Below are 18,906 nucleotides of genomic sequence, written 5' to 3'. Positions count from 1 at the left end.
TGTTTAGACGTTCAGGGCCAACATATTTTGCACTGCTTCGACAATGTTGTCCGGTTGGACGATGGTGAGTCGCTCCAGGGTGCCGTTGTAGGGGGTGGGAATATCCTGGGACGAGAGACGCATTACGGGGGCATCTAATTCGTCAAACAGTTGCTCGTTGATCAAGGACATCACTTCCGCCGCAATCCCCGCCGTTTTCATACATTCTTCGACGATGATCACCCGGTGGGTTTTTTTCACGGATTTGGCGATCGCCTCCATGTCGATGGGCTTCAGGGAGATGAGATCAATCAATTCTGGATCGATACCTTGTTTTTCGAGGGTTTTAATTGCCTGGGTGCAATGGTGACGCATCCGCGAATAGGTCAAAATCGTCACATCTTTCCCTTCCCGTACCAATTCCGCCTTATCGAGGGGCAGCACATATTCCCCATCGGGCAAATTCTCTTTCAAGTTGTAGAGCAGCACGTGTTCAAAGAAAAGCACGGGGTTTTCGTCACGAATCGCCGCTTTTAATAAACCTTTGGCATTGTAAGGGGTGGAACAGGCGACGATCTTCAAACCAGGGACAGCTTGGAAATAGGCTTCTAGACGCTGGGAGTGTTCAGCCCCCAACTGCCGACCGACCCCCCCAGGCCCACGGATCACCATCGGAATTGTGAAATTACCGCCGGATGTGTAGCGCAACATCCCAGCGTTATTGGAAATTTGGTTAAAGGCCAACAGCAAAAAGCCCATATTCATCCCTTCGATGATCGGCCGCAGTCCAGTCATGGCAGCGCCAACAGCCATCCCGGTGAAGCTGTTTTCTGCGATGGGTGTATCCAGAACGCGCAGGTCACCATATTTTTTCGCAAGATCCTTCGTTACCTTGTAGGAACCGCCGTAATGACCCACATCTTCGCCCATAACGAAGACAGTTTCGTCACGTGCCATCTCTTCATCGATAGCTTGACGCAGCGCATTAAAAAGTAAAGTTTCCGCCATATGAAATCGTTCTAAAACCTATCGCAGCAAGTGACATCGTATCATTCCTGAGCCTTTCTTGCGCCATCAATCTAGGTGGGATCGAAGCCAATATTTTTAGGGCTCTAGGGCCGGATTGAGAAACCCCATCGGCAGGGAGGCTCTGTCCGGTGGCGATCGCCTTTTGCGGGGGGAATGGCCAACCAGCCCCAATGGTGATCGAAAAACCCTTAAAATTTTCCTAAAAAAATGCAATTTGTAATCCCAAAAAAAACAGCAATTCTGCGGTAATTCCACCAAAAAAATACGGTTTTTGTCATCTACAAATCCCTTGAAGATAGTAGACAATAAAAATGTAGCAAGAAGTCGATTCTCTTAGGAGGTCATATATGTCTTTAGTACATTTCTCGCCGTTTTCTGAACTAGAAACAGTTCAGACCCAAATGAATCGCATTCTCGATGAACTTGCCGGCTGGCAAGGGGAAGGTCGCTCCCCCTGGCGTCCCTCTGTCGAGCTACTCAATGGGGACGCAGAATTAACCTTAAAAGCCGCCCTTCCTGGCATTGCCGCTGACGATATCGATATTCAGTTGACCCGTGAATCAGTCCGCCTCTCCGGGGAATATAAATACGAAGAAGAAAAAGAAGATGAAGGCTGCTATCATTCTGAATTCCGCTATGGAAAATTTGACCGCACCATTGCGCTTCCGGTCGCCGTCGACCACGAAAATGCCACAGCAGAATTTAAAGATGGCATTCTTACCCTGAAGCTGCCCAAAGTTGTTCCCGCAGCGAAAAAAGTTGTCAAACTACAACTGGGTAAAAGCCCCGAAACTCAAAAAGTTCTCGAAGAACCGACTGAATAGTTCACGGACTGTCATTTTCCATGACGCCGTCAAATCATAAACACTGTGCTGGCCTTCCCCGAAAATTCGGGGAGGCCATTGTTTTTTTGAGTAACTGACAGAGCCTGCGCCAATGTGAATTTACAATAAAGTTTGGCTATATATCTAAAGAAGCAATGAAGTATAAAGCTTTTCTTTGAATTGTCCAAGAAAGCAATGCTCAACAGACCTGGAACTTTATCATGGAGGTAGTCAAGAAAACTGGGGATTGCCGGGGGGAGAAACATCATGAAGCAACTGTTGCCACTGAACCACCTACGGCCGATCACGTCGAAATCGGTTCGCCGCAGCCCAAAGACTGACCCATCAGGGCGAGCCAATGTATCATCGGAAGAGACAGTACTGCAATCAACAGAGATGATCCCGGACATGACTCCAGGCCGTGATTTTGAAACCTCCTTAGCTCCCGTAGAATCATCGTTACCGAAGCCAGAAATCCCCCCGGAACAGGTTGTTTTTGATTTCTTTGCCCAAACGCTACAAACCGCTTCCCTTGATGAGTTCTTGGGGTTATTTCAAGGGTTTTTCGTTGGTTATGACACGGCCCAATGTCCAGAACCCTTGCAACAAGCAAGTTATCAGCTGATTATTGGCAATCGGCGCACGGGATTTATTGCGGTTCTTAAACGGTGTTGTTATCTATTTATCGAAACTTGCCTTAATCAAGAAAGCATCCAGCACATTACTCAACTGGCCCATTTGCTGTTGACGCCCACATCGCAGACGGGTGATGCGTCGTTGACCACAGAACGATTTCAGGATTGGCTACGGGGATTTATTCAGAGTGAGGAATGTCGGGTCTTGCGGGTCTTGGCTCCTCCTAGTGAGACAAATCAACGGACTTGGGGCGATCGCTACGTGGGTTTTATGTTGTTTGCCCAAGCGACAGATCCACAATCTTCCCCCGAACAACAACGGGCCTCTAAGCTGCTTTACCAACTATTTAATAACCGCTATCGCTACCGCTTGGTAATGTACCTGTCAACGAAGGGAAAAATGACAGCGACGGGAGAGGCCATTAAAAATCCTACCCTCATTGAAGATGTAACCCTGAATCTGATTCACCGTTTAGTGGTTAAAAAGCAGCCCAGTTACCCTGATATTGCCACGCAATTTTTAGCTCAGACAGATGAACACACCTTTGTCACTTGGCAACCCTATTTTGTTGACTATTTGTTCTGTGCCATGACTTCACCACGCCGTTTGAAGTGGCTGCCCGATAAGATTTTGCAACATCTGAAACAGTGTTATCTCGCAGGAGACAGTATCACCCTAGACCGGGCGCTGATTACTGATGTTTGCCGCAATTTGATCCATTACCTACTCAATCCTGAACATTTGCAAGATTTATCCCATCCTCTGCCCGTTTTAATGATTCAGCGGGAATATTTAACCCACAGTATTTTGTTGTTGAAATTGGTATTGGTCGCGCCAGAAACCTATGGTGAACTGATGCAAGCCCTCAATCTTCTGCTCGGACAATATCAAGACCAGCCCAAGGCAGAGTGCCAGTGGCTCATGGGCTTTTTTGAGACGGTTCAGGTTATTTTGGCGTTGGTGCTGACGGCTCCCCAGTATTGCCCGGTTGTGCCTGAGTAGTCGTGGTTAACTTGAGGCAGTCCCTATCCAAAAGCTCGAAAAAAAAGGACAATAGAAAGGTTATTTTGATGTAAATCTTGATTTCTATTTGTTATGAGCGACAATCGACGTAGCCGGGTAGTCACCGAAGGTCATCAGCGCAGCCCAAACCGCGCCATGCTCCGGGCTGTGGGCTTTGGGGATGATGATTTTAGTAAACCAATTGTGGGCTTGGCGAATGGGTACAGTACGATTACGCCATGCAATATGGGAATCAATGACCTCGCCCAGCGAGCGGATAAGGCGATCCGGGAAGCGGGAGCGATGCCGCAGATGTTTGGGACGATCACCATTAGTGATGGGATCTCCATGGGTACTGAAGGGATGAAGTATTCTTTGGTTTCCCGTGATGTGATCGCTGACTCCATTGAGACGGCTTGTAATGGCCAGAGCATGGATGCGGTGCTGGCGATCGGTGGCTGTGATAAGAATATGCCGGGGGCAGTGTTGGCGATCGCCCGGATGAATATTCCCGCAATTTTTGTCTACGGTGGCACGATCAAACCCGGTCATTTAGACGGGGAAGATCTCACAGTTGTGAGCGCGTTTGAGGCAGTCGGTGAATTTAGCGCCGGAAAAATCGACGAAGAAAGATTATTAGCCGTTGAGAAAAATGCTTGTCCGGGGGCGGGTTCCTGCGGCGGCATGTACACGGCCAATACGATGTCCTCGGCGTTTGAGGCGATGGGGATTAGTTTGCCCTACTCCTCGACCATGGCTGCCGAAGACGAAGAAAAAGCTGTCAGTGCGGAAGAGTCGGCACGCGTTTTGGTCAATGCGATCAAGAAGCAGATCCTGCCGAAGGACATCCTCACGCGCAAGGCATTTGAAAACGCGATTTCTGTGATTATGGCCGTGGGCGGCTCGACAAATTCGGTCTTACATTTGTTGGCGATCGCCAATACTATCGGTGTGGATCTGACCATCGATGACTTTGAAACGATCCGCCAGCGCGTCCCTGTCATCTGTGATCTCAAGCCCTCTGGTCGCTACGTTGCGACCGATCTCCACAAGGCGGGCGGCATTCCCCAGGTGATGAAAATGCTCTTGGATCACGGTCTTCTCCATGGCGACTGTCTAACAATTACTGGCAAAACCGTCGCTGAAACCCTCGCCGATATTCCCAGCGAACCCTCTCCCGATCAGGATGTGATTCGTCCTTGGGATAAGCCAATGTACGAAAAAGGACACCTGGCGATCCTCAAAGGCAATCTAGCCGAAGAAGGTTCCGTCGCGAAAATTAGCGGCGTGAAAAATCCCCGGATCACTGGCCCCGCCCGCGTTTTTGAGTCCGAAGAAGAATGTCTCGATGCAATCCTGGCTGGCAAGATTGTTGCTGGTGATGTGGTGATTGTTCGTTATGAAGGGCCGAAGGGTGGCCCCGGGATGCGGGAAATGTTAGCGCCCACCTCCGCCATTATTGGTGCGGGTCTGGGCGATTCTGTCGGTCTGATCACCGATGGTCGTTTCTCTGGCGGAACCTATGGTCTCGTGGTTGGTCACGTTGCCCCGGAAGCGTTTGTGGGTGGCAATATTGCCCTCGTGGAAGAAGGGGACAGCATCACCATCGATGCCCACGAAAAACTGTTGCAAATCAATGTTTCTGATGAGGAACTGGCAAAACGTCGCGCTGCTTGGAAACCCCGTGAACCTCGTTATAAGCGTGGTGTCCTTGGGAAGTATGCCAAGATCGTTTCCACCAGTAGTAAAGGTGCAGTAACAGACATCGATCTGTTCTAATATTTGATTGCAGTTAGACTAACGAATTAGCTTCACTATAAGATAGTTTATGATATGGAGAAGAAAGTAATTTCTTCTCCATTTTATTAATATGACTCAACAATCAAGTCAGCTTAGAACTTTACAGAGAATTTTCAAGGAAGCTATTAAATCAGGAAAGACAGATAGTGCAGCGAAGGATGTAATTTTGCCATTAATAAAATTGCCAGTAAACGCAGATAGCGTTATTACGTTTTATGGAATTTTATTTAATGCAGCCAATGAAGTAAATAGCTTCAGATCATCTCCCACAATGGAAAAGGACATATTGCAAGAATCTTTGCAGTCAATCACAAAACTTAATCGATTTTTTGTTGAGAATAATATCTGGAATACACCCTGGCAAAAATTCAGCACTTTTTTAAAAAACGCTAATTATATTTTATTGCTTGATAACTTATCCAATTATTATTATTCAGCATACAAATTAAAGACTGTTGACGAGGAAGACCTTGAAAAAATCGCTCAAAAAATCAATCAACTTCTAGATGATGTTGATAAATCAGGACTACCTTCTAATGTCAAAAATGTACTCATAAGTCATCTAAATGAAATTTTAAGAGTGATTAGTCGATATCAAATTGACGGTACTGAGGGGTTACAAAAAGTTGCAAAATCTATGATGACTGATCTTCTTCTTGCTGAAAAATCTATAGATTTAGAAGATCAACCGAAAACAACATTTAATAAAGGGGATCTCGAAAAATAGCTTGAAGCGAAGCAAGAATATGAGATCATAGATACCAAAGTATCGCCAAAGCAGTGTCTCAAGATGAGTCAATTAGGATTCTGGGATTGGGAAAAACGACATCAGTATTTGGAGGAGAAACAAGATATCCTCGTCAAGCTCAATGAATGGATTCCTTGGGAAGAATTTAGAGAGATTCTCAATCAGGTTCAACCAAAAGAGAGAAAAAGTAAGGCGGGCAGGAAAGCAATAGATCCCGTACGAATGTTCAAATTGCTGATACTGCAAAGGCTCTACGGTATTAGTGATGAAGCTCTAGAATATCAAGTCAATGACAGGCTATCATTCATGAAGTTTGTCGGTTTGGGCATCGAAGATAAAGTACCAGATGCGACAACAGTCTGGCTATTTAGACAAAAGCTAGTAGAGCAAAAGCTAGCGGCAGCACTGTTTGAGAAATTTGAAGGCTATTTGCAAAAACAAGGATATCAAGCAGAAGAAGGACAAATAATTGATGCAACACTCATCCCAGTACCGAGACAGCGCAATCGTCGGGAAGAGAATGAAGTAGTGAAATCAGGCAAAATTCCCGAAGACTGGAAAGATAAGCCCAGGAAAAAGCGACAGAAGGATTGTGATGCTCGCTGGACAAAGAAAAATCAGGAGAATCACTTTGGCTACAAGAACCACATCAATGTCGATGTGAAATATAAACTCATCAGAAAATATGCAGTGACAGCAGCTTCAGTGCATGACAGTCAAATGTTTGCGGCAGTCTTGGATGGCAGTAATAGAGGGGATGGCATCTGGGCAGACAGTGCTTACCAAATCCAAGTACGGGAAAGAGTATTAGCACTGATGGGTATGGACAGTCATATTCATGAGAAGGGGAACCGTAATCATCCCCTAAGTGAGACACAAAAAGCCAGAAATAAAGAACGCTCTCATGTCCGTTCGAGAGTGGAGCATATCTTTGGTACTTTTGTGACCTCTATGGGGGGCAAGATGGAAAGGGTGATTGGTCATGCTCGTATTGAGACACAAATTGCCCTGAAGAACTTAGCCTACAACTTCCGACGGTACGTCTACTTGCAGCAATCTTGTGCCTAAAATCAAAAAAAATGGAGGCAAATAGGGTGAATTGACAACATCATATGAGCAAATATTTTTGCTTTTATGCTGTGACTGATAGTTTTTCTCAAAGCCTATCCATTTTTTGAAAATTTCGAGGTTCCCTAAAGTAAAAGGATTGGCTTTGGGCTTTTTGTTTTGGGCTTGTCCTTCACCTTCGGATATGATTAGCATCGTTCCAGCAATTGAACAATATTGGGTGCCTAACTATGAGCAATTTATTCACAAAATAGAAGAATCTCAAAGATTAGTTGAAAATTCATCAAGTTTATATGAGGCTTATTTGAATATGTCTCAAGATTCTTCTTCCATTTCAATGAATGCATCTTTAGATCCAAAGTGTCTGCCTCAACCAAAACAAGATGAAGAAGAATAAAATTAAAAGGACGCTCGCCTACTCACCATAAAAATCCTGTAAAATACTTAAAAGTTCTTTCGTCGAAATATTTGCTTGCTCTGACTTACTGTAAATAGTTAAGAGGATAATCTTTGTTTCCTTTTTCAATAAATAAAGCACTCGATAGCCAGCACTTTTGCCTTTCTTAATATCAGAATTTTTGACGCGAACTTTGTAGATAGCATTATTGTCAACACCAGACAGGCGATCACCTAGAGTCTCCCCATTTTGTAGCTGCTGAATAATCGGTGTGAGATCTTGTTTGATACTACGATATTTTTTGAAAAGCTTGCGGACCCTTTTTTGAAATTCATCAGCAAACTCTATAGAAATTTGCTTTTTTTTAGTCATCAATTCCTGTCCAAAGCTCTGAAATCGGTCTTGTTTTCCCTGCTTTTACATCTTGTAAAGCCTGTTTCAAACTAGCCTGAATTACTTCAGAAGTATCTGCTTCAAGCTCCTCGCCAACAGCCGAAACAATAATTTCTATTTCTTGATTTTTGAAAATAAGTTTTAAGCCTTCAAGGAAATCTGTATTAAGTTCATCGGCTTTGAGACGGTAAATACTTCGCATAGATTCGCGCTTTCTTATTTTCTACATTATACAAAGCTTTTTCTACAACTCTAGTCATCAGGTTAGCGACCGCTCCTGTGTCAATGGCAGAAATCAGAAGATGTCAATGTTAGACTATGGATATTCTTGAGATAGAGCGAAATTATGACCGCTTTAACTTCACTACAGATATCATTACAAGATTTTTTAGCACGTCCTGAAACAAAACCTGCAAGCGAATATATCAATGGTGCCATCTACCAAAAGCCAATGCCAAAGGGTAAACATAGCCGTCTTCAGTTAAAACTCAGCAATCATATCAATGCTGTTACTGAAACAACTCAACTTGCCTATGCCTTTCCAGAGTTGCGCTGTAGCTTTGGCGATCGCTCTATTGTTCCTGATATTGCGGTGTTTCAATGGTCACGCATCCCGTTGGAAGCAGATGGTGAAGTCCCAGATAATTTTCTGCTGTGTCCAGATTGGACAATTGAAATTCTTTCCCCTGAACAAAGCCCCAACCGAGTCACTGGCAATATTTTGTACTGTTTAGAGCATGGCTGTCAGTTGGGATGGCTGATTGATCCAGGCGATCGATCAATTCTAATTTTTCAGCCTAATCAACAACCACAACTGCTCACGCAAGAAGATGCACTCAAGATTCTACCGAATATTCCCTTAACCTTGACCGCCGCTGAGGTGTTTAGTTGGCTAAAAATGGGGTTGTGATTATTTTCTGATGTTTGATTTGAAGATAAAATAGTTTTCCATAAAAATTTTCAATCTTCATCAAAAGTGAGTGCTAAGTTATTAAAGCCTGGTCTTAAATTACTGAGATCTTAGCCATAACTTGATCGCCAAAAATAAATAATTACTCAGCACTAAATGGCCAATATCAAACAACTCCCTAATGATGTCATCCAGTTAATTGCGGCTGGTGAAGTGATTGATTCCCTGGCGGCGGTGGTGCGAGAGTTGGCGGAAAATGCCATTGATGCCGGGGCGACACGCATTAACATCGATATTCAGCCCCAACGTTGGCAAATTCGCGTTGTAGATAATGGTCAAGGAATGGATCTGGAGGATTTGCAACAGTGCGCCCTCCCCCACCGGACAAGTAAGATTGGCGATCGCCAAGATTTAGCCCACATCAAAAGCCTCGGATTCCGGGGGGAAGCCCTCCATAGCATTGCCCAGGTGACGAAGCTGACCATTGCCAGTTGTCAAGATGGGCAACCCGGTTATCAACTCATGGTGCAGCAAAATCATGTTTCGGAACCACTACTCAAGCCGATGGCTGTGGGAACGATGGTGGCGGTGACAGACATTTTTCAGAACTTTCCGGTGCGACGCCATGCCTTACCAGCGATCGCCCAGCAATTAAAAACCGCCCAGCAAATTATTTATCATTTAGCTTTGTGTCAGCCACAAATTACTTGGCAAGTGACCCAAAATAATCAACCCTGGTTTGCCATTAGTGCTGGAAAAAATGCCCAGGATATTCTGCCGCAACTGCTGAAATCAATTAATATTCAAGACTTACTTTATCGGTGCTATCAAGCCGCAGATTTTCTATCAGAACATCTGCCTAGTTTTTCTCAAAGCCGTTTGGAATTAGTGCTTGGTTTACCAGACCGTTGTCACCGCCACCAAGCTGACTGGTTAAAGCTTGGCATTAATGGACGAATCGTGAGATTTTCGGCCTTAGAACAGGCAATAATGAAAGCTTTTTCTCGCACACTGCCGCGCGATCGCCATCCCATTTGTTTTGTCCATCTCCACGTACCACCAGAACAAATCGACTGGAATCGTCACCCTGCAAAAAGTGAAATTTATCTGCAAAATCAAGCCCTCTGGCAAGAGATCATCCCTCAGGCGATCGCCAAAAGTTTAAGTTTTAGTGAAGTGAGTTTGCCGCGTGTCGAAAATCAACGGGTTTTAAATCTCATTCAAGCCGCAGAAAAATCAGAAAGTTATTCACTTAAATCATCAGAAAAACAAGCCGATATTCACTCAGAAAATCCATTAAAAAAATCCTTAAAAGTGATTGGTCAAGCGCGCAATACCTATATTTTAGTGGAGCATACCGAGGGGATTTGGCTCGTGGAACAGCACATTGCCGATGAGCGAGCAATCTATGAAGATTTACACAAAAATTGGCAGTTAGTTTCTCTCTCCCAACCGATACTTTTAAACCATTTATCTCCTAAACAAATCGAGCAATTAACAGAGAATATTGGCCTTGAACTGGAAGTTTTTGGGGAAAATATTTGGCGAGTGAATACCATTCCGAGCGCTTTGCAAGATAATCCTGACTTAGAAGCAGCTTTACTAGAACTCAGTCTAGGGGGAGATCTCGATGCCGCCCAGGTGGCGATCGCCTGCCGGACTGCTGTCCGTAATGGCACACCGCTAGATTTCCCGACCATGCAAACAATTATTGATCGTTGGCAACGGTGCGAAAATCCCAGTACTTGCCCCCATGGACGACCCATTTATCTGGCCCTAGAAGAAACATCCCTTTATCGTTTTTTCCGTCGCCATTGGGTTTTGGGTAAAAGCCATGGCATTACCGAAAAAAGAGTATTTTAAAAGTTAATTGACCTTTTACCGTTATCTAGAGAAAAATGCTTGAGCTTGACCAGATTTTTGTCACTGCTGCCCAAATGCAGCACCTTGAAACAGCAATTTTTAACCAAGGAATGCCGATACCAGCCCTTATGGAAAAGGCGGCGGGGTTAATTGCCCAATATATTCAAAATCAGTATCCTTTAAAAAATTATCGAAAAATCAGCATTTTAGTAGGGCCTGGTCACAATGGCGGCGATGCCTTAGTTGTTGCGCGGGAGTTATCTTTTGCGGGTTATAAAATATGCTTATTTCGTCCCCTAGAAAAGCTAAAATCCCTCACCCAAAGCCACTGGGATTATGCACAATTTTTAGGAATTTCCCATACAAAAGATCTTGATATTTTTCTGGAAAGTCATTTAATTATTGATGGTTTATTTGGCTTTGGTTTAACGCGACCAATTACGGGAGATTTAGGTTTATTAATCGATGAACTGAATGAATCAGGACGGCCCATTGTCAGTATTGATTTGCCTTCGGGACTCCATACCGATACCGGGGCAGTGTTGGGTACAGCGATTCAAGCGACGGAAAGTCTTTGTTTAGGGCTTTGGAAGCGGGTCTATGGCCAGGATGCCGCCACGCCCTATCTAGGTAAAGTTAACCGCCTTGATTTTGGTATTTCCTCCCATTTAATTGCAGAAACTTTATCCGCCAAAAATACGATTCAAGGTATTCCCCAAAGCTTGTTACAACGTTTGTTACCCCTGGGGCGATCGCCGTTAACCCACAAATACAAACAGGGCCATTTATTGCTCATTGGTGGCTCCCAAACTTACCTGGGCAGTGTGCTGCTGGCGGCTTTGGGGGCGCGGGCGACGGGGATTGGCATGCTCACCATTGCGGTGCCAGAATCCCTGAAATTATTGGTGGTGGCCCAACTGCCGGAAGCCTTGGTGCTTGGTTGCCCGGAGGATGAAACAGGGGCGATCGCCCAACTGCCAAGCCTAGACTTTTCCCGATACCAAGCGGTGGCCTGTGGCTGTGGTCTAACCCTTGCGGGGGCGATTAATTTAATGCCCGACCTTATGCCGCGGGAAGTGCCTCTAGTGTTAGACGCCGATGCCCTCAATTGGCTGGCCGAGGAAGATTTAGAAGTGCTTCAAAACCGCCATTTCCCCACAATTTTAACGCCCCATTTAGGTGAATTTAAGCGCCTGTTTGCCGACCAAATCCCCATCACTGCCGACCGATTCCAGATGACCCAAAAGGCGGCCCAACTGACCGGGGCGATCGCCCTTTTGAAGGGGGCAAAAACTGTCATTACCCGTCCCGATGGCGTGACCCATTGCGTTACAGAAAGTACCCCAGCTTTAGCTAGAGGCGGTAGTGGTGATGTCCTCCTTGGTTTAATCGGTGGCCTTTTGGCCCAACACCCAGACTCATCCTTAGAGGTCGCTACAGCAGCCGCTTGGTGGCACGCCCAAGCTGGAATTCGTGCCGCCCAGGCCAGAACTGTTGCGGGGGTTGATGGGGTCACTTTGGCGGAATTTCTCGTTGAAGTTTTACAGCAATGGCAAGCAAAATCTGCCTGAACGTAAACCTTTGGGAACGACCTAGACAGAGGTTGACGGTTGAAAAACTTGCAGCAAAATCTTTAGGGGCGGTTTTTGCCAGTAATCAATGTGGGAGACGATTAAGTTATCAGCGTTGATTTCCAAAAGACTATGGCCAGAAATGCGTAATCGGGGTTGCCAGGGCAGAGGACAGGTCATGGATAAAGTCCACTCGCTGCGGATGATCTGTTGAGTTTGCTGGAGATCGTGGAGTTCCAAGTGAATATCCCGAAACCAGCGCCCTAAAAAACCAATCATTTTTTGATAGCGATCGCGCCCCCGGAACCGATTGAGGGGGTCTCGGAAAAAAACATCGTCACTGTAGATGGCAAAGGTTTGATCCTGGGGAAAGTTTTGGTAATCCTGGCGCAAGATATCGAGGAGATCCATCGACAAAACCGGTAACTACTGGGTACTAATTTCAAGGCGGGCTTGGCTGCTGGTTTCTGTTGTGTCTTCTGGGGGGTCAGCGGTGGCCTGTTCACCATAGCCCACCACGAGCCAACGATAATCACCGGGGAGAGCCTCGGCCAGGTAAGTTTTGACGGCCTGGGCCTGCTGTTGGGCGAGGCTTGTCGCTTTGGTGGCATCGTCCCCAACTTGATAACTGCGAATGGTGATCGTTTGCCGCTCCTGTTGCTGGAGATCGATGGCGATCGCCCCTAGAATTTCGGCGGCATCGGCGGCGAGTTGCCCATCGGCACTAAATAGGGCATTGCTGGGCAGGGTGATTTTTAACGGTTCCGGAGTTTGCGAAGTTGCTGCGGGGGTCGCCTGGGGGTCAAAGGTGCTGGGATCAGCGGCGAGGAGTGCGGTCAAATTGGTGAGGCGATCGCCGAGATCCGCCTGTTGTTGACTCAGATCAAGTTCTGCCTCTAGTTGTTGGGTGCGCGCTTCGAGGACATCCAGTTGGGCCTGAATGCCCGCAATTTCTTGTTCGATGGCGGCCCGGTCTTCAGCCGATAATTCAGCAATGGTTTCGTTGAGGGTCGGCTTGGCGATTCCAGCAGAATTTGTCGCCCATAACCGTAAAAATAATGGCGGTTTTGGCTCGGCCCGTGGCATAAAATGACCCACCAGGATCCCCAAGGCGATCGCCCCGAAACCAGAACCCAGCAAAAGCGCTGTGCGGCCCAAGGTTGCGATGATCCATTTTGTTACAGAAAAGCGGGATTTCGTTGACGGTATTGGGGGGTGGGGTGAAGATGAACTCACAGTTGTCGTCGCCATCGGCACAATAATTTATCGCTATTCTAATGCCCTAGAGACCCCACCGCTCAGGTTTATGTAAACCATTTCCTGGCCGTTCTGTCCTTTTTTTGCCGCTCTTTCCCCCCTGAGATCATGTCCATCTCCACCGCCGACCCCCAGCTCATTACGGATCCACTCCACAGCCCTTTCCCTATCCCTTGGCAGTGGATTTTAGAGACCCAAGCCACGGTGGCCGCCGGGAACCAGAGTAGCGCCGATGTGTGTCGCAGTCCTGCCTTAAATAATGGTCGCCATCAGTACGCCGCCTACAGTCGCATCCAGTTAGCACTGCGCCCGCAGCTCCAGGAGAGTCAGGTCACCAGTGTTTTATTTGTGGAAAATTTGCAAACAGGCATTTTAAGCACGGTAATGGCGCGATCGCCCCTCGCCCCTCAAGCATTTCAAGAAGTCGAAGGAAATGATGCTGCAGGTTTAATTTCGCTATTGATTCCCGTATCTTGGTCTGCCGATGGCCAAAGGCTCCTGGCGCGGCAGTTTGAAGGCTTTTTTAACAGTGGCGTGATGTCAGATTTTGCGGTGGTCTGGGATGCCAAAACCCAACGGAGTATCACCCTCCAACCCAATATCGAAGCCGAATATAGCCATGCCATTTTGTTGGGCTGGAGTGAGCAATATGCTGAGGATGTCCTATTCCAAACCGGGGTGATGGGGGAGGAAACCTGGCCCATTTGGCGGGTGAGTCCCAGTGGGGATACAAACCTTGCCAGGGAAAATCACGGCGTGGTCTACGGTGATCTCCTTTCTCCAGCTTGGTTTGGCAGTGATAGGGAATCTAACATTTAATGTCAACTTCGGAAAAAACTGCGGCGATCGCCCCCAGCCCCTTTTACACTGACTAAAAACGATATAAAGATTTTTATCGAAACTTGCTATGACACAGTTTTGGTCAGAGATTGCTCCCCAGGCCTATTTTTGGTTCAAGGCTTTCCATATTATCGGTGTGGTGGTTTGGTTTGCGGGGTTATTTTACCTCGTGCGCCTTTTTGTCTACCATGCCGAAGCCGAAAAGGAACCCGAACCCGCCCGGAGCATCCTCAAAAAACAATATGAGTTGATGGAAAAGCGCCTCTACAACATCATTACCCAACCGGGAATGTTTGTGACTGTGGCCATGGCGATCGCCGTGATCAGTACCGAACCGGGGGTTCTAAAAGCCTGGTGGCTCCATGCGAAATTGGCCTTGGTTGTCCTGTTATTGGTCTACCATTTTTTCTGCGGGCGGATTATGCGCAAACTGGCAGAAGGCACCTGCACCTGGACAGGTCAACAGTTCCGCGCCCTCAACGAAGCGCCGACCCTCCTGTTGGTAACCATTGTGATGTTGGCCGTGTTTAAAAATAGTTTGCCCCTCAATTGGACAGGGGGTTTAATTCTGGCGTTGATTGTTTTTATGGCCGCCGCAATCCAACTCTATGCGAAAAAACGTCGTAAGGATCAAGAAAAACTCCGGGAAGCCCAGAGCCAAGTGGCCACCTCTAATCCTTAAAGTCAGCCCTTGATTTTGTACGTTTAAACCAAGTAAAAGTCCCTGGATTCTGTCAAAAATCTAGGGACTTTGCTATGTACATCAAACTTGAAATTTAAAAAAGAAAAACCCAGTGATTTTTAAATGGCTTACCATTTTTTGTAGGGTAAAAACTTACCGCACATGGTTACTTGCACGCGATCGCCTTTGGGGTCTTCGACCTTATCCACCTCAATGGAAAAATCAATGGCACTCATGATCCCATCGCCAAATTTTTCGTGGACGACTGCTTTGACGGGCATCCCATACACTTGCATGATTTCGTAGAAGCGATAGATTAACGGATCGGTGGGAATGACGGGCTCTAGGGAGCCTTTGAGGGGCGGTTCGGTAAGTGCTGCGGCGAAATCTTCCGGTAAACCGACGGCGGTGACGAGGGATGTTGCTTCCGTCTTATCGGCACTGGCTTGACGGTAGAATACAGCAGCGACCCAAGTTTCATCGCGGCCAACTTTTTCGCCGAGGGTCGCAAAACTAAGACCTGTTGCTTTTTTGGCAGCAAGTAACTTTTCGGTAATTACGGCGATCGCCATAGAAATGTTTCTCCGTTATCAAATAAATTCAACTGCACAGAATTTGCGGACAATTTGAGTAATTAACTCAGAGCAAATTTGTCCGGGCCATATCACGAAATATCAGCCTCTAACTTGATTTACTGAAATAATTTTTGTGAAGAAAATGTTCCAGTAAGTGTTAGGAGGAAGACTTTTAGTGGAGTGGTTGCTTGCTATTAAACGGTTTAAAAAATCAACGCAATGTAATTAAAGATACGCTTTTAAATGGCAACAATTGTATGTTGAATCTGGGAAACTATCACAAAAATCAATGCTTCACGACAAAAGCACATCGAATCAATCCTAAAAATACATGATGCAAATTGTCGCTCCGGCCGATGTAACTAAAGCTGGGCGATCGCCTTTCCCTCGGCTGACCCCGATTTGACAATGTGTTTTTAAAACACCAAAATAGGGGTATGGCGAAAATATCTGTTGCCAATTGAGGTGTCGATGATGGCGAACCAACTACCCATTCCTGCTTTTTTTAATCCCCAGACCGTTGGTGAGATCTGGCGTGTCCCCTATCTAGACCGGGCTGCCGCGGCTGAAACCTGGGCCAAGGAACACGGGATTCAGCCGGCCACCACTGACCGCTGTCGCGTTTGTCTGCTGGTGGTCGATGTGCAAAATACCTTTTGTATCCCGGAGTTTGAGCTGTTTGTCGGCGGCCAATCAGGGCTGGGAGCAGTGGAAGATAACCGACGTTTGTGTGAATTTATCTACCGAAATCTCGGAACAATTACCACCATTACCCCCACCATGGACACCCACAAGGCGGTGCAAATTTTTCACCCGGTCTTTTGGGTCAATGGAGCAGGCGAACATCCCCAACCCGCGAGCAATATCAGCTTTGCGGAGGTTGCACAGGGTCTTTGGCGCGTCAATCCGGCGATCGCCTTTAGCACGAAGCGCGACTACGAAGACTTACAACAATATGCCCGCCACTACACCGCTCAACTCAGCCAAGCAGGGAAATATCCCCTGACGATTTGGCCCTACCACGCCATGCTCGGAGGAATTGGCCATGCCCTTGTACCAGCGGTGGAAGAGGCTCTATTTTTCCACAATTTAGTGCGCCATAGCCAAACCCATTTTGAGATTAAAGGGGACAATCCCCTCACGGAAAATTATTCTGCGTTGCGGCCAGAGGTCTTAGACGATGCCCAGGGACAACCCATTGCCCAGGAAAATACCCGTTTCCTGCAAAAATTGTTGGCCTTTGATGCGCTGATTATTGCGGGGCAGGCGAAAAGCCACTGTCTAGCCTGGACGGTGGACGATTTACTCTCGGAAATTTTGCGTCACGATCCAGCCTTGGCAAAGAAAGTTTATCTTTTGGAAGACTGTACTTCTCCGGTCGTGATTCCTGGGGTAGTTGATTTTACAGCCCAGGCCGATCAAGCCTTTGATCGATTTGCCGCAGCCGGGATGCAGCTTGTCAGTTCGACGATGGCGATCGCCGATTTTCCGGGGTTAAATCTTTAGTTGTCTGGGGGAGGGAATTGTGTACAATCTAGCCAACGTGAAAACCTCCCCTACAATAGGAAAATAACAATACACAGACAAAAGAAGGGTCTATGGCTACGGAAAAGACGGCAAGTGAAGCGGCTTTATCGGAACGGGAGATCGAAATTGTCGATTTGGTGGCAGCGGGTCTGACGAACCATGAGATTGCGGCGCGCCTCGACATTAGCAAGCGCACGGTGGACAACCACATCAGTAATATTTTGACAAAAACGGCGACGGATAATCGCGTTTCCCTGGTGCGCTGGGCGTTACAGTGGGGGAAAGTGTGCCTGGATAATGTGAACTGTTGTGCCCTCCCGAATCAGTCTGCTACCTCAGATTCATGAACCATGCTTGGGCGATCGCCCTTCTAGGGATTTTGTGTATCGGCTGCCAGAGTACCAGTTTTGTGACGCCCCCAGCCGACCCCCTTGGCAATAATCTCAATAGTCTCCACAGCGAAAAAAATCCCCGCCTTTCCGATGAAGGCCGTTATCTGGTCTTTAGTAGCGATCGCCGCCAACAACGGCGTATTTTTTTGTATGATCTCGCCCAACGCAAACTCTTGCCCCTACCCGGTTTAAACCAACCCAATGTGTTCTACGACCAGCCAGACATTAGCCGCAATGGTCGCTTCATTGTCTACACTTCCGAGCAGGAAGGAAAAACCAATATTTATCTCTACGACCGCCAAACGTTCCAAAGCCAAAATCTGACCCGTACCTACATCGGTCAAGTGCGTAATCCTACCGTTAGTGGCGATGGTCGTTGGGTCGCCTTTGAAGGCGATCGCACGGGGCAATGGGATATTGAAGTGATTGACCGCGGTGTTCAACCGGATTTAGTTGAAGCAGAATGAACCAAACCCCAAGATCTGCTCATGTTAGGCCTTGAGGTTGAAATTTATGTATTGTGCAAGGCATTGAAGTCTTGCCCTCAATCGAGCCATAGGCCTACAGCTTAATGATTTCAAAAGCGGCCAAAGCAACGGCGATCGCCCCTAAAATCAATGTCCCAGCCCCAGCAATGGTAACCGTTTTCCCGATCACGCTGACCCAGGCAGGAGCGACCCATGGCGTTTCATCCCGTTCTTGGAAATAGCCCAGATCTTCTAATTGTTGACGATAATCAGCGTCATAACGGGGCATCCGTGCAAAGGGCAAATTTCCTTCTGTGCGCTGGGGTAAGATGCGTCGCCGCTGATAAGGGACAGTATCTAAGCCAAAATTGTCGAGATATTCCTCAGAGTTCAAGAGGGCATCCACAAAGCCATTTAAACCCTGGGTCGCCAACAAAATTGACCAAGCCAGAACCTCTTTCTGACCATAAACATCCCGGCCCAGTACCCGCTGCACGCACATCTGCACAAAGCGATAGTTATTGTTCACGTCATAGTTCCGTTGCCGAAAAGACTCAGACAATAACAACGCCCGGATAAAGTCTTGAACGGTGATAAAGCCGGATTTCAGCTTAGATTCTTGAACTTTTAGGCGATTTTGTTCAAGCATCTGCTGCTCATTGAAAATTTGACGATAGGCCGCCTGGATTAAGGTCTCAAAATCTGTTTTTGCAAAAGCCGATTCCACGCTAAATTGCTTGGGACTTTCTTCACTGCCGATAAAAAAATCTTGTACCCGTTGATTCTGAGAGCTTGGTTCGTAGGTCAATAGAGGTATAGTCATTTTTTTATAGTAAGTATTGACTTTAGAAAATGAAAAAAATTAAGTTTATAAAAACTATAGACTAGACCAGGCAAAGTTTCGGGAAAGTTGCTTTTTTTAAAGTAAGGTTTATTTTTCTTAAGT

Annotated in this window: 22 protein-coding genes; 15 read left to right on the top strand and 7 right to left on the bottom strand. The window is 46.6% G+C overall.

The genetic code is table 11. From position 1 onward, the window contains the following. Positions 1-3 precede the first annotated feature (3 nt). Positions 4-987, bottom strand: coding sequence for an alpha-ketoacid dehydrogenase subunit beta (locus FEK30_RS07375; RefSeq protein WP_012306284.1), 984 nt, complete (start codon positions 985-987; stop codon positions 4-6). Positions 988-1,355: 368 nt separating this feature from the next. Here FEK30_RS07375 and FEK30_RS07370 point away from each other — a divergent pair, with 368 nt between their 5' ends. The 6 genes from FEK30_RS07370 (at position 1,356) to FEK30_RS07345 (ending at position 7,483) form a co-directional block, all read left to right on the top strand. Further along, on the top strand, positions 1,356-1,832 hold the full coding sequence (locus FEK30_RS07370) for an Hsp20/alpha crystallin family protein (protein ID WP_030005901.1): 477 nt from the start codon (positions 1,356-1,358) through the stop codon (positions 1,830-1,832). A 408-nt stretch (positions 1,833-2,240) separates the two neighbouring features. Then, positions 2,241-3,470 carry a Sll1247 family protein gene (locus tag FEK30_RS07365; RefSeq protein WP_168191131.1) on the top strand — a complete coding sequence of 410 codons (1,230 nt, stop codon included), beginning with the start codon at positions 2,241-2,243 and terminating at the stop codon, positions 3,468-3,470. 93 nt (positions 3,471-3,563) lie between these two features. Then, positions 3,564-5,249, top strand: coding sequence for a dihydroxy-acid dehydratase (ilvD, locus tag FEK30_RS07360; RefSeq protein ID WP_030005899.1), 1,686 nt, complete (start codon positions 3,564-3,566; stop codon positions 5,247-5,249). Between the two features lie 91 nt (positions 5,250-5,340). Beyond that, complete coding sequence (locus tag FEK30_RS07355; RefSeq protein ID WP_138072655.1) at positions 5,341-5,997, top strand: hypothetical protein; 657 nt, start codon at positions 5,341-5,343, stop codon at positions 5,995-5,997. 63 nt (positions 5,998-6,060) lie between these two features. Next, complete coding sequence (locus FEK30_RS07350; RefSeq protein ID WP_138071033.1) at positions 6,061-7,086, top strand: IS5 family transposase; 1,026 nt, start codon at positions 6,061-6,063, stop codon at positions 7,084-7,086. Between the two features lie 184 nt (positions 7,087-7,270). Next, on the top strand, positions 7,271-7,483 hold the full coding sequence (locus tag FEK30_RS07345; protein WP_138072653.1) for a hypothetical protein: 213 nt from the start codon (positions 7,271-7,273) through the stop codon (positions 7,481-7,483). Between the two features lie 18 nt (positions 7,484-7,501). Here the strand turns inward: FEK30_RS07345 and FEK30_RS07340 are convergent, their stop codons facing one another. Together FEK30_RS07340 and FEK30_RS07335 are read right to left on the bottom strand one after the other, a co-directional pair. After that, entirely contained in the window at positions 7,502-7,855 is a 354-nt protein-coding gene (locus FEK30_RS07340) for a type II toxin-antitoxin system RelE/ParE family toxin (protein WP_138072651.1), read from the bottom strand. After that, positions 7,848-8,078 (bottom strand): hypothetical protein, encoded by a 231-nt coding sequence (locus FEK30_RS07335; protein ID WP_099237948.1) that lies wholly within the window; start codon positions 8,076-8,078, stop codon positions 7,848-7,850. Before FEK30_RS07335 ends, FEK30_RS07340 begins: the two co-directional genes overlap by 8 nt. 144 nt (positions 8,079-8,222) lie before the next feature. Here FEK30_RS07335 and FEK30_RS07330 point away from each other — a divergent pair, with 144 nt between their 5' ends. The 3 genes from FEK30_RS07330 to FEK30_RS07320 all read left to right on the top strand — a co-directional run bounded on the left by FEK30_RS07330 (position 8,223) and on the right by FEK30_RS07320 (position 12,220). Next, a complete protein-coding gene (locus tag FEK30_RS07330) occupies positions 8,223-8,786 on the top strand; it encodes a Uma2 family endonuclease (RefSeq protein ID WP_138072649.1) in 564 nt (187 codons plus the stop codon). 156 nt (positions 8,787-8,942) lie between these two features. Beyond that, entirely contained in the window at positions 8,943-10,649 is a 1,707-nt protein-coding gene (gene mutL, locus FEK30_RS07325; RefSeq protein ID WP_138072647.1) for a DNA mismatch repair endonuclease MutL, read from the top strand. A 35-nt stretch (positions 10,650-10,684) separates the two neighbouring features. Continuing rightward, positions 10,685-12,220, top strand: a complete 1,536-nt coding sequence (locus tag FEK30_RS07320; RefSeq protein ID WP_138072645.1) for an NAD(P)H-hydrate dehydratase — start codon at positions 10,685-10,687, stop codon at positions 12,218-12,220. Positions 12,221-12,241: 21 nt separating this feature from the next. Here the strand turns inward: FEK30_RS07320 and FEK30_RS07315 are convergent, their stop codons facing one another. Both FEK30_RS07315 and FEK30_RS07310 read right to left on the bottom strand, forming a co-directional pair. Further along, a complete protein-coding gene (locus tag FEK30_RS07315) occupies positions 12,242-12,631 on the bottom strand; it encodes a C6orf136 family protein (RefSeq protein ID WP_138072643.1) in 390 nt (129 codons plus the stop codon). A gap of 15 nt (positions 12,632-12,646) precedes the next feature. After that, positions 12,647-13,378, bottom strand: a complete 732-nt coding sequence (locus FEK30_RS07310) for an OmpA family protein (protein ID WP_168191130.1) — start codon at positions 13,376-13,378, stop codon at positions 12,647-12,649. Between the two features lie 7 nt (positions 13,379-13,385). Here FEK30_RS07310 and FEK30_RS16740 point away from each other — a divergent pair, with 7 nt between their 5' ends. The 3 genes from FEK30_RS16740 to hemJ all read left to right on the top strand — a co-directional run bounded on the left by FEK30_RS16740 (position 13,386) and on the right by hemJ (position 14,999). Then, on the top strand, positions 13,386-13,532 hold the full coding sequence (locus FEK30_RS16740; RefSeq protein ID WP_156785464.1) for a hypothetical protein: 147 nt from the start codon (positions 13,386-13,388) through the stop codon (positions 13,530-13,532). A 53-nt stretch (positions 13,533-13,585) separates the two neighbouring features. Continuing rightward, entirely contained in the window at positions 13,586-14,296 is a 711-nt protein-coding gene (locus FEK30_RS07305) for a hypothetical protein (RefSeq protein WP_138072639.1), read from the top strand. 88 nt (positions 14,297-14,384) lie between these two features. After that, positions 14,385-14,999 carry a protoporphyrinogen oxidase HemJ gene (hemJ, locus tag FEK30_RS07300; protein ID WP_012306273.1) on the top strand — a complete coding sequence of 205 codons (615 nt, stop codon included), beginning with the start codon at positions 14,385-14,387 and terminating at the stop codon, positions 14,997-14,999. Between the two features lie 128 nt (positions 15,000-15,127). Here hemJ and cynS read toward each other — a convergent pair whose 3' ends face one another. Continuing rightward, on the bottom strand, positions 15,128-15,571 hold the full coding sequence (gene cynS / locus FEK30_RS07295) for a cyanase (protein WP_138072637.1): 444 nt from the start codon (positions 15,569-15,571) through the stop codon (positions 15,128-15,130). A gap of 477 nt (positions 15,572-16,048) precedes the next feature. On the opposite strand from cynS, the gene FEK30_RS07290 reads away from it, so the two are divergent. From FEK30_RS07290 to FEK30_RS07280, 3 genes are all read left to right on the top strand, one after another. Beyond that, entirely contained in the window at positions 16,049-17,080 is a 1,032-nt protein-coding gene (locus FEK30_RS07290; RefSeq protein WP_138073765.1) for a cysteine hydrolase family protein, read from the top strand. Between the two features lie 92 nt (positions 17,081-17,172). Next, entirely contained in the window at positions 17,173-17,448 is a 276-nt protein-coding gene (gene pedR, locus FEK30_RS07285; protein ID WP_012306270.1) for a photosynthetic electron transport-dependent transcriptional regulator PedR, read from the top strand. Beyond that, the gene (locus tag FEK30_RS07280) at positions 17,445-17,960 is read left to right on the top strand and encodes a TolB family protein (protein ID WP_138072635.1); all 516 of its coding nucleotides are present in this window, start codon (positions 17,445-17,447) and stop codon (positions 17,958-17,960) included. Before pedR ends, FEK30_RS07280 begins: the two co-directional genes overlap by 4 nt. 94 nt (positions 17,961-18,054) lie before the next feature. Here the strand turns inward: FEK30_RS07280 and FEK30_RS07275 are convergent, their stop codons facing one another. Next, positions 18,055-18,783 carry a phycobilisome rod-core linker polypeptide gene (locus FEK30_RS07275; protein WP_062432506.1) on the bottom strand — a complete coding sequence of 243 codons (729 nt, stop codon included), beginning with the start codon at positions 18,781-18,783 and terminating at the stop codon, positions 18,055-18,057. Positions 18,784-18,906 lie beyond the last annotated feature (123 nt).

The organism is Picosynechococcus sp. PCC 11901, assembly GCF_005577135.1.
Taxonomy (GTDB): domain Bacteria; phylum Cyanobacteriota; class Cyanobacteriia; order Cyanobacteriales; family MRBY01; genus MRBY01.
Note: the sequence above shows the minus strand (reverse complement) of the source record. Positions and strands in the feature narration are given on the sequence as shown.

Coding starts and splice junctions, on each gene's coding strand:
- FEK30_RS07275 (WP_062432506.1), bottom strand. CDS start 18,783: ATGACTATACCTCTATTGACCTACGAACCAAGCTCTCAGAATCAACGG.
- FEK30_RS07290 (WP_138073765.1), top strand. CDS start 16,049: ATGGCGAACCAACTACCCATTCCTGCTTTTTTTAATCCCCAGACCGTT.
- FEK30_RS07330 (WP_138072649.1), top strand. CDS start 8,223: ATGACCGCTTTAACTTCACTACAGATATCATTACAAGATTTTTTAGCA.
- FEK30_RS07305 (WP_138072639.1), top strand. CDS start 13,586: ATGTCCATCTCCACCGCCGACCCCCAGCTCATTACGGATCCACTCCAC.
- FEK30_RS07350 (WP_138071033.1), top strand. CDS start 6,061: ATGAGTCAATTAGGATTCTGGGATTGGGAAAAACGACATCAGTATTTG.
- FEK30_RS07365 (WP_168191131.1), top strand. CDS start 2,241: ATGACTCCAGGCCGTGATTTTGAAACCTCCTTAGCTCCCGTAGAATCA.
- FEK30_RS07355 (WP_138072655.1), top strand. CDS start 5,341: ATGACTCAACAATCAAGTCAGCTTAGAACTTTACAGAGAATTTTCAAG.
- mutL (WP_138072647.1), top strand. CDS start 8,943: ATGGCCAATATCAAACAACTCCCTAATGATGTCATCCAGTTAATTGCG.
- ilvD (WP_030005899.1), top strand. CDS start 3,564: ATGAGCGACAATCGACGTAGCCGGGTAGTCACCGAAGGTCATCAGCGC.
- cynS (WP_138072637.1), bottom strand. CDS start 15,571: ATGGCGATCGCCGTAATTACCGAAAAGTTACTTGCTGCCAAAAAAGCA.
- FEK30_RS07345 (WP_138072653.1), top strand. CDS start 7,271: ATGATTAGCATCGTTCCAGCAATTGAACAATATTGGGTGCCTAACTAT.
- FEK30_RS07340 (WP_138072651.1), bottom strand. CDS start 7,855: ATGACTAAAAAAAAGCAAATTTCTATAGAGTTTGCTGATGAATTTCAA.
- FEK30_RS07320 (WP_138072645.1), top strand. CDS start 10,685: ATGCTTGAGCTTGACCAGATTTTTGTCACTGCTGCCCAAATGCAGCAC.
- hemJ (WP_012306273.1), top strand. CDS start 14,385: ATGACACAGTTTTGGTCAGAGATTGCTCCCCAGGCCTATTTTTGGTTC.
- pedR (WP_012306270.1), top strand. CDS start 17,173: ATGGCTACGGAAAAGACGGCAAGTGAAGCGGCTTTATCGGAACGGGAG.
- FEK30_RS07335 (WP_099237948.1), bottom strand. CDS start 8,078: ATGCGAAGTATTTACCGTCTCAAAGCCGATGAACTTAATACAGATTTC.
- FEK30_RS07280 (WP_138072635.1), top strand. CDS start 17,445: ATGAACCATGCTTGGGCGATCGCCCTTCTAGGGATTTTGTGTATCGGC.
- FEK30_RS07315 (WP_138072643.1), bottom strand. CDS start 12,631: ATGGATCTCCTCGATATCTTGCGCCAGGATTACCAAAACTTTCCCCAG.
- FEK30_RS16740 (WP_156785464.1), top strand. CDS start 13,386: ATGATCCATTTTGTTACAGAAAAGCGGGATTTCGTTGACGGTATTGGG.
- FEK30_RS07370 (WP_030005901.1), top strand. CDS start 1,356: ATGTCTTTAGTACATTTCTCGCCGTTTTCTGAACTAGAAACAGTTCAG.
- FEK30_RS07375 (WP_012306284.1), bottom strand. CDS start 987: ATGGCGGAAACTTTACTTTTTAATGCGCTGCGTCAAGCTATCGATGAA.